The 8,265-nt window shown below is 75.6% G+C and carries 11 protein-coding genes; 9 read left to right on the plus strand and 2 right to left on the minus strand.

What is annotated here, in order from left to right; all coding sequences use genetic code 11:
• Positions 1-53: 53 nt before the first annotated feature.
• Positions 54-644 (minus strand): hypothetical protein, encoded by a 591-nt coding sequence (locus VF202_14340; GenBank protein HEX7041292.1) that lies wholly within the window; start codon positions 642-644, stop codon positions 54-56.
• Between the two features lie 140 nt (positions 645-784).
• Positions 785-1,279 (minus strand): DinB family protein, encoded by a 495-nt coding sequence (locus tag VF202_14345; protein ID HEX7041293.1) that lies wholly within the window; start codon positions 1,277-1,279, stop codon positions 785-787.
• A 180-nt stretch (positions 1,280-1,459) separates the two neighbouring features.
• Between VF202_14345 and VF202_14350 the strand changes: the two genes are divergently transcribed.
• The 9 genes from VF202_14350 to VF202_14390 form a co-directional block, all read left to right on the plus strand.
• Positions 1,460-2,407 carry a sulfurtransferase gene (locus VF202_14350; GenBank protein ID HEX7041294.1) on the plus strand — a complete coding sequence of 316 codons (948 nt, stop codon included), beginning with the start codon at positions 1,460-1,462 and terminating at the stop codon, positions 2,405-2,407.
• 162 nt (positions 2,408-2,569) lie between these two features.
• On the plus strand, positions 2,570-3,925 hold the full coding sequence (gene atpD, locus VF202_14355; GenBank protein ID HEX7041295.1) for a F0F1 ATP synthase subunit beta: 1,356 nt from the start codon (positions 2,570-2,572) through the stop codon (positions 3,923-3,925).
• Positions 3,922-4,299 carry a F0F1 ATP synthase subunit epsilon gene (locus tag VF202_14360; GenBank protein HEX7041296.1) on the plus strand — a complete coding sequence of 126 codons (378 nt, stop codon included), beginning with the start codon at positions 3,922-3,924 and terminating at the stop codon, positions 4,297-4,299. Before atpD ends, VF202_14360 begins: the two co-directional genes overlap by 4 nt.
• On the plus strand, positions 4,296-4,703 hold the full coding sequence (locus VF202_14365; GenBank protein ID HEX7041297.1) for an AtpZ/AtpI family protein: 408 nt from the start codon (positions 4,296-4,298) through the stop codon (positions 4,701-4,703). Before VF202_14360 ends, VF202_14365 begins: the two co-directional genes overlap by 4 nt.
• Complete coding sequence (locus VF202_14370; protein HEX7041298.1) at positions 4,696-5,085, plus strand: ATP synthase subunit I; 390 nt, start codon at positions 4,696-4,698, stop codon at positions 5,083-5,085. Before VF202_14365 ends, VF202_14370 begins: the two co-directional genes overlap by 8 nt.
• On the plus strand, positions 5,082-5,783 hold the full coding sequence (locus tag VF202_14375; GenBank protein HEX7041299.1) for a F0F1 ATP synthase subunit A: 702 nt from the start codon (positions 5,082-5,084) through the stop codon (positions 5,781-5,783). The genes VF202_14370 and VF202_14375 overlap by 4 nt, the downstream gene beginning before the upstream one ends.
• Positions 5,780-6,043 (plus strand): F0F1 ATP synthase subunit C, encoded by a 264-nt coding sequence (locus VF202_14380; protein ID HEX7041300.1) that lies wholly within the window; start codon positions 5,780-5,782, stop codon positions 6,041-6,043. Before VF202_14375 ends, VF202_14380 begins: the two co-directional genes overlap by 4 nt.
• A gap of 16 nt (positions 6,044-6,059) precedes the next feature.
• Positions 6,060-6,836, plus strand: coding sequence for a F0F1 ATP synthase subunit delta (locus VF202_14385; protein ID HEX7041301.1), 777 nt, complete (start codon positions 6,060-6,062; stop codon positions 6,834-6,836).
• Between the two features lie 32 nt (positions 6,837-6,868).
• Positions 6,869-8,265: F0F1 ATP synthase subunit alpha (locus VF202_14390; GenBank protein ID HEX7041302.1), on the plus strand; the 1,397-nt coding region annotated here is incomplete at its 3' end.

Genomic DNA, 8,265 nt, shown 5'->3' on the forward strand with positions numbered 1-8,265 from the left:
CCCGGGTCGCGGTCCCACCTCCCGTGCGGCCACGTGGGGCCGGCGCGACCGGGCTACCTCGCGCCAGCTGCGACCTGGCCCTCTCCCGTCCACCGGCCGGCGATGCCCTCCAGCCACAGCTCCGCCTCGTGCGGCCAGCGCAGACGCACGACCTGGAGGTGCGTGCCGTCCTCCAGCAGCGCGCGGGCGTCGTCCCGCACCTTGTGGCGCGTGCGCCACGCCCACTTGATGATGTTCTCGTCGCTCGTGAAGAAGGTCCAGAGGGGCGGCTCCACGTTGCCGGCCCACAGCACCTCGCGCGTCAGCGCCCGCCGCACCGTGCGCTTCACGACGCGGTACATGACCAGCCACACGGGGTAGTCGAGCCAGACGAGGGTGTCGGCCGCGGCCGCGAGGTGCTCGCGGAGGCCCTGCCACTCGGTCACCCACGTCGGCTGCGCGGTGAACTCCCTGAGCTCGTCGAGGTAGCCCTCACGCACCGTCCAGCCCGGACCGTGGCGCAGCGAGTCGACCTCGCAGTATGACAGCCCCAGCAGTGCGGAGAGCCGGCGCGCCACCGTGGACTTGCCGGACCCGGAGGTACCGCCGACGATCACCCGGCGCGGCGCGGCAGGCAGGGGGTCGGAGTGCCCGAACAGCGGCACGGTGCGGAGTCTACCCGTCACGCCCAGGCCTGTCGGCGGCGGGCGGGCCCCGCCACCACGTGCGGCAGCGCGCTACGGGGCCGTCGCGCTCGCCGCTCCGCCGACCCCCCTGCGCCGGAGCGCGAAGCCGGAAGGCCGCCTCACCAGGTGTCTCCGCCGCCGGGCGGCGGCCAGGCACCGACCATGCGCCTCAGCAGGATCACCTGGCCGAGGTGGTGGGCGTCGTGCAGGTAGTACGACGCCAGCGCCGCGCCGACCGAGCGCTCGCGGCCCTTCACGAGCGGCCGGCGCAGCTCGGCACCGTCCTGCGCGATGGCCCGGAAGCGCTCCAGGCCGGCCAGGTAGCGCCGGACGAGGTCGGGCCACTCCTCGGCGCTCGTCGCCGGCCAGCCGTCCTCGGCGTGCGGCACGGGGCTGGGCTCCTCGCCGTCGACGATGCGCAGGAACCGCTCCTGCCAGAAGACCATGTGGGCCAGCACGTCGGCGACGCTGTGCGGGCTGCCCTCCGGCCGGCGCACGGCGTCCTCGCCCGAGAGGCCGTCGAGGGCGCGTCCGAACGGCGTGAAGCCGCCGGTACCGTCCGAGAGGAGGAACTGCATGAACTCGGGGGTGGGCGCTGGCAGCGGTTCGCTCATCGCCGGATTATGCGCGGCGCGGACCGCCGGCGGGAAGCGGCCCGCCGTGGGCATCGTGCCGACGGCCCAGGGACGGGAGCGACGAGGCCGGGCGCTGCCCGGCGAGACCGCGGGCCTCTGCCCCACAGCTACCCGCGGCGGACCGCGCGACCCCTATCCTGCTCAGCGAAGGGGTGGAGCATGGACCGAGCCCGGAGGCGCGGCGCGCTCGCCGCGCTGGCCCTCGCGTTCCTGGCCGCGGCGGCGGCACAGGGCTACCCGAACGCCGAGCTGCTGGTGGAGCCCTCGTGGCTGGCGTCGCGCCTGGGCGACGACGGCCTGCTCGTGATCGACGCGCGCGGCCCGGAGAAGCACCGCGAGGCCCACGTGCCCGGCGCCGTCAACGTGCCGGTGAGCGACGTCGTGACGACTGTGGACGGCGTCCCGTTCGAGCTTGACCTGGAGGGCGCCACGGAGGCCCTCCGCGCCGTGGGTCTGGAAAGTGACCACACTGTGGTCATATACGACGACCAGGGGATGATGGACGCGGCCAGGCTGTTCTGGACGCTCGAGTACCTGGGCGTGGCCGACGCGCGCGTGCTGAACGGGGGCTGGAACGCCTGGCAGGAGACCGGCGGGCCGGTCGAGGCCGGTCCCGTGCCGGCTGAGCCGTCGGCCTTCGAGCCGGCGCCCGACGCCTCCCTGCTCATCGCCGCCGACGAGCTCGCCGCGCGGCTGGGCGAGCCGGGCCTCGCGATCGCCGACGCCCGCTCCCGCGAGGAGTTCACGGGCGAGGTCGCCTACGGTCCGCGCGGCGGGCACATCCCCGGCGCCGTGCACCTGCCCTGGTTCGGCGCGCTGGTCGGCGGCGACTTCGTTCCGACGACGCAGCCGGGTTGGCAGGAGGAGCTGAGCGACCCGGACGTCGAGCGCCTCGCTCCCGCCGACGAGCTGCGCGCCTGGCTCGAGGGCGCCGGCCTCACGCCCGACCAGGAGGTCGTCACCTACTGCCAGACGTTCTGGCGGGGCGCTCACCTCTACTTCGTCCTCCGCCTCATGGGCTACGAGCGCGTGCGCGGCTACGACGGCTCCTGGGCCGAGTGGAGCCGGCGCGAGGACCTGCCTGTGGAGACGGGCGCGCCCCGGTAGCCGCCGCGGCGGCCCGCCGGGACAGGCGCCCCTCGCCGGGAGGCGCCCGGCTGCTACGCTCGCCTCGACGACGGGCGGGAGGGATGCGTGACGCGGTCGCCTCCACAAGGAGCGCACGAGGCGCGGGGCCCGGCCGCCTCGGGCCCCGGTAACGAGGGCGTGGTGACCGCGGTGCGGGGCTCGGTCGTCGACGCCCGCTTCCCGTCCCGGCTGCCAGCCCTGCGCGAGCTGCTCGTCGCCGCCAGGGACGAGGGTCTCAAGCTCGAGGTGGCCGCCCACCTCGACGCGCAGACGGTCCGCTGCCTGGCGTTCGGCGGCACCGACGGCGTGGCGCGGGGCGACCGTCTCGTCGCCACGGGCGGCCCGCTCGAGGTGCCCATCGGCCGGGAGCTGCTGGGCCGCGTCGTCGACGTCTTCGGCCGCCCGATCGACGGCGCCGGCCCGCTGGCGGCCGCCGCGCGCAGGCCCGCGTACGGTCCCCCGCTGCCGCTGAGCCGGCGCTCCACGGCGACGTCGGTGCTCCTCACCGGCATCAAGGCCATCGACCTGCTCTCGCCCCTCGAGCACGGCGGCAAGGCCGGGCTGTTCGGCGGCGCGGGCGTGGGCAAGACCGTCCTGATCTCCGAGCTGATCCACAACATGGCCGTCAGGCACGCCGGGGTCAGCGTCTTCTGCGGCGTCGGCGAGCGTTCCCGCGAGGCCGAGGAGCTGATCCGCGACGTCACCGAGGCGGGGGTCCTCGACAAGACCGTGCTGGTCTTCGGCCAGATGAACGAGCCGCCCGGGGCCCGCTTCCGCGTCCCTCACACGGCCCTGGCCGTCGCCGAGCACTTCAGGGACGGCGAGGGCGCCGACGTCCTCCTGCTCATGGACAACGTCTTCAGGTTCGTCCAGGCGGGCATGGAGGTGTCGGGGCTCCTCGGCAACCTCTCCTCGCAGATGGGCTACCAGCCGACGCTGGCCACCGAGCTCGCCGAGCTCCAGGAGAGGATCGCCTCCTCCGAGGCGGCGGCCATCACCTCGGTGCAGGCCGTCTACGTGCCGGCCGACGACTTCACCGACCCGGCCGTCGTGCACGTCTTCGGCCACCTCTCGGCGTCGGTGGTGCTGTCGCGCGAGAGGGCGGCGCAGGGCCTCTACCCCGCGGTCGACCCGCTCCAGTCGACGTCCTCGCTGCTCTCCCCCGCCGTCGTCGGGGAGCGCCACGCCCGGGTGGCGCGCGAGGTCAGGGCGACGCTGGCCGCCTACGAGGACCTCAAGGACATCATCGCGATGCTGGGCCTCGACGAGCTCAGCGAGGAGGACAAGCGCGTCGTGTCCCGCGCCAGGCGGCTCGAGCGCTACCTCACCCAGCCCTTCCACGTCACGCAGGAGTTCACGGGGATGCCGGGCGTGTCCGTGGGGCTCGACGACCTGCTCAGCGACTGCGAGGCGATCCTCGGCGACGAGCTGGAGGGCGTCCCCGAGTCGTCGCTCTACATGATCGGCGCGCTCGCCGAGCTGGAGGCGGCGGCGTGAGGCTCCTGCTGTCGGTGCCCACGGGCGTACTGGTGGACACCCGCGTGCTGCGCGTGAGCGCCGAGTCGGGCGGCGGCTCGTTCACGCTGCTGCCGAAGCACGCCGACGGCGCGCTGGACCTCGTCCCCGGCCTGCTGTCCTACGTGACCGAGGACGGCGAGGAGGTCTTCGTGGCCGTCGACGAGGGCGTGCTGGTGAAGGCGGAGGACGACGTGCGCGTGGCGTGCCGCCGGGCCGTCGTCGCCGGCGAGCTGGAGCGGGCCGTGGCGGCGCTGGCCGAGCACATGCGCTCGCAGAGCGAGCACGAGCGGCGGGCCAGGACCGCGCTGCTGCGCCTCGAGGCAGAGGTCATGCGGCGCCTGGGGGAGCTGTGAGCGCGGGCGTCGAGGAGAGGAGGGACGGACCCGTGGCGCCCACGGGCGCGGCAGCGGCGAGCGCCGCTCGGCTCCCCGAGGGGCTCGAGGCGCACGACGCCCCTCCGACGTCCGGCGCGGCGGCTCCCCGCGACGGGATGCTCGAGGCCGTCGCGCGCCGGCAGGCCAGGAAGGCGCGCTCGCGCCGGGAGGAGCGGCCCGGGCTGGCCAGGGGACTCGGCGCGAGCGGCATGATCGGCTGGTCCATCGCGGTCCCCACGCTCGTCGGCGTGGCGCTGGGCGCGTGGCTCGACGGGCGCGCGGACGCTGGGTTCTCCTGGACCCTGACGCTCATGGCCGTCGGCCTCCTCGTGGGCTGCGCGAACGCCTGGTACTGGGCGCGGAGGGAGTCGCAGCGTGACTGACGCGCTCCTCGGCCTGGCGCTCGGCGGCCTCGCCGGGGCCGCCCTCGGCACCGCCTTCTACGCCGGCCTGTGGGCGACCGTGAGGCGCGTGGCGGCGCACGGAAGCGCGGGGTGGCTCCTCGCCGCGAGCCTCGCGCTGCGCCTGGCGCTGGCCGGCGCGGTGCTCACGCTCCTCGCCAGGGAGGGCGTCCCGCACCTCCTCGGCGGCCTCCTCGGGTTCATGTCGGCACGCCCGCTGGCGACGCGCGCGTTCGCGGGGCCGCCACGGCCGAGGGCGGAGGCGGCCCCGGCCCGTTCCACGGCGCCGGAAGCGGCCCCAGCCAGGTCCACGGCGCCCGCCGCCGCACGGGCGCGAGGCACCAGAGAGGACGGCCGGCCATGACGCTCTCGCCCGACGAGGTCGTCGTCTTCACCGTGGGGCCCGTGGCGGTGAACGCCACCCTCCTCTTCTCCTGGCTGGTCATGGCCCTGCTCGTCGTCGCGTCGGCCCTGCTGACCAGGGGGCTGCGCGCGGAGCCGCCCTTCGGCCGCGTCCAGCTCGTCCTCGAGGCGCTCGTCGACTTCGTCTTCGACCAGGTCCGCGAGGTCACGAGGCAGGAGCCGCGGCGCTACCTGCCGTTCGCCGGCACGCTCTTCCTCTTCATCCTCACGTCGAACGTCCTCGCCGTCGTGCCGGGGTTCCAGCCGCCCACGGGCTCGCTCTCGACGACGGGCGCCCTGGCCGTGGCCGTGTTCCTGGCCGTGCCCGCCTTCGGCGCCTCGCGGCTGGGCCTGCGCCGCTACCTGCGCACGTACCTGGAGCCCACGCCGCTGATGCTGCCGTTCACGGTCCTGGGCGAGGTGTCGCGCACGATCGCGCTGGCGATGCGCCTGTTCGGCAACGTCATGAGCAGCTCGATGATCGCAGCGATCCTGCTGGCCGTGGCGCCGCTGGTGTTCCCGGCGCTGATGCAGGCCTTCGGCCTGTTCTTCGGCGTGCTGCACGCCTACATCTTCACGGTGCTCGCGCTCGTCTACGTCGCGTCCGGCGCGGCGGAGACCGAGAGGAGAGCGACGCGGGCGAGAGGAGGAGCCGGATGACCGAGCTCACGTGGGTGGCGGTCGCGTCGATCGTCGCGGCGGGCCTCACGGCCGCCATCGGGGCCGGCATGGCGGCGCTGGGCGAGGGCCGCGCCGCCGCGCAGGCGCTGCAGAGCATCGCGCAGCAGCCCGACGAGGCGAACACGATCTCGCGCACCATGTTCATCGGCCTCGCGATGATCGAGACCAGCGCGATCTACTGCTTCGTCATCGCCCTGATCCTGATCTTCGCGAACCCGTTCTGGAGAGCCGTCTCGTGAGGTAGTAGGGCCCGCCGTGACGTTCGACCCGTTCACGTTCCTGGCTCAGCTCCTCAACTTCGCCCTCCTGCTCGTGCTCCTGCGCGCCTTCCTCTACCGGCCGGTGCTGGCCGTGATGAGGCGCCGCGAGGAGCTCGCCGCCGCCGCGCTAGACGAGGCGCGGCGGCTGCAGGCGGAGGCCGAGGAGGAGCGCCGGGCGCTGGCCGCGGAGCGCGACGCCGAGGAGCGCGAGCGCGCCGCTCGCCTGGCGGCGCTGGAGGACGAGCTCGAGCGTCTGCGGCACGAGCGGCTCGCGGCGGTCGACAGGGAGGCGCGGGAGGCCCGCACGTCCCGCGCCGAGGCGCTGGCCCGGGAGGTGGAGCGCGCCGTGGCGCGCCTCGGGCCGGAGCTGGCGAGGCTCGTCGTCGACGAGGTGTCCGAGACCATCGCCTGGCTCACCGGCGCCGACGCGGACGGGCTCGCCGTCGACAGGTTCGTCGAGCGCCTGCGCGGCCTCCCGCCGGAGCGCCGCGAGGAGCTGCGCTCCGCGGCCCGCGAGGGACCGGTGCGGCTCGTGACGGCCAGGGCCCTGGGGGGCTCGGAAGTGGACGAGGCCCGCCGCGCCGTCGCGGACGCCCTGGGCGTCGAGCGCGTGGAGCTGGCCACCGACCCCGGCCTGCTCGCCGGCGCCGCGCTCGAGGCCGGCGGCCTGCGGCTCGACGGGTCGGCGGCGGCGCGGCTGGCGGCGCTCGAGGAGAGGTTCGCGCGGGCGCTGGCCGAGCCGCGCGGCGAACCGGGCGAGGGCGCGGCATGAGCCCGGGGGGACGAGGCGGGCGTGGTGGCGCCATGAGCCGCGGCGGCGAACCGGCTGGCGGGGAGGGCGCGGCGCCCGCCGAGAGGGCGGGAGCCGCCGAGCGCGCCCTCAGGGCCGGACTGCACGCGCTGCGGCGCGCCCGGGTCGAGGCGCCGCGCGAGCTGGCCCTGGAGGAGGTGGGCACGGTCACGGTCGTGACCCACGGCGTGGCCACGGTCAGCGGCCTGCCGGGCGTCACGGCCGGGGAGACGGTGGAGTTCCCCGGCGGCGCCCTCGGCGTGGTCGGCGAGCTGAGGGAAGGCGAGGTGGGCGTCGTGGTGCTGCGCGGCGCCCGCGACCTGGCCGCCGGCGCGACGGCGCGCCGCACGGGCCGCGTCCTCGACGTGCCGGTCGGCGACGCCCTGCTGGGGCGTGTCGTCGACGCGCTCGGCGCGCCCCTCGACGGCCGCGGGCCCGTGGACGCCGCGGCGCGCCTGCCCGTGGAGCGCGCCGCCCCGCCCATCGTCGACAGGGCGCCCGTCAGCGTGCCGCTGCACACGGGCGTGAAGGTCATCGACGCGCTGTTCCCCGTCGGCAGGGGCCAGCGCGAGCTGATCGTCGGCGACCGGCAGACGGGCAAGACGACGCTGGCGCTCACGGCGGTCCTGGCGCAGAGGGACACCGGCGTGCTCTGCGTCTACTGCTCGGTGGGCCGGCGCGGGGCGGAGGTCGCCCAGGTCGTCGACAGGCTCGGGCGCCGCGGCGCCCTGGCCTACACGACGGTCGTCGTGGCCCCCGCGGAGGCGCCGCCGGGGCTGCGTCAGGCGGCGCCGTTCGCGGCCATGAGCATCGCCGAGGCGTTCATGGCAGCGGGGCGGCACGTGCTCGTGGTCCTCGACGACCTCGTGCAGCACGCCAGGGCCCACCGCGAGGTCTCTCTGCTGCTGCGCCGGCCGCCCGGCCGCGAGGCCTACCCGGGCGACGTCTTCTACCTGCACGCGCGCCTCCTCGAGCGGGCCACGCAGCTCAGGCCCGAGCGCGGCGGCGGGTCGCTCACGGTGCTGCCCGTCGTCGAGACGCAGGAGAGGGACCTCGCCGCCTACATACCCACCAACCTGATCTCGATCACCGACGGCCAGATCGTGCTCTCGCCCGAGCTGTTCCGCCGCGGCCAGCTACCCGCCGTCGACGTGGGCCTCTCCGTCTCGCGGGTGGGCGGCAAGGCGCAGCTCCCCGCCTACCGCGCGGTGGCGGGCGGCGTGCGCCTCTCCTACGCTCAGTTCGAGGAGCTCGAGGAGTTCGCGCGCCTCGGGGCCGACCTCGACGAGTCGACGCGACGCACGCTGTCGCGGGGACGGCGCGTCAGGGAGGTGTTGAGGCAGGGCGCCCTGGAGACCGTCCCGGTCGCGCGGCAGGTGGCGGCCCTCTTCGCCGTCGACGAGGGGCTGTT

This window comes from Trueperaceae bacterium (genome assembly GCA_036381035.1).
Taxonomy (GTDB): Bacteria; Deinococcota; Deinococci; order Deinococcales; family Trueperaceae; genus DASRWD01.

Bases quoted from the DNA above. Each gene is read 5' to 3' on its own strand.
- VF202_14375 (HEX7041299.1), top strand. From the start codon at position 5,082: ATGACGCTCTCGCCCGACGAGGTCGTCGTCTTCACCGTGGGGCCCGTG.
- VF202_14350 (HEX7041294.1), top strand. From the start codon at position 1,460: ATGGACCGAGCCCGGAGGCGCGGCGCGCTCGCCGCGCTGGCCCTCGCG.
- VF202_14380 (HEX7041300.1), top strand. From the start codon at position 5,780: ATGACCGAGCTCACGTGGGTGGCGGTCGCGTCGATCGTCGCGGCGGGC.
- VF202_14345 (HEX7041293.1), bottom strand. From the start codon at position 1,279: ATGAGCGAACCGCTGCCAGCGCCCACCCCCGAGTTCATGCAGTTCCTC.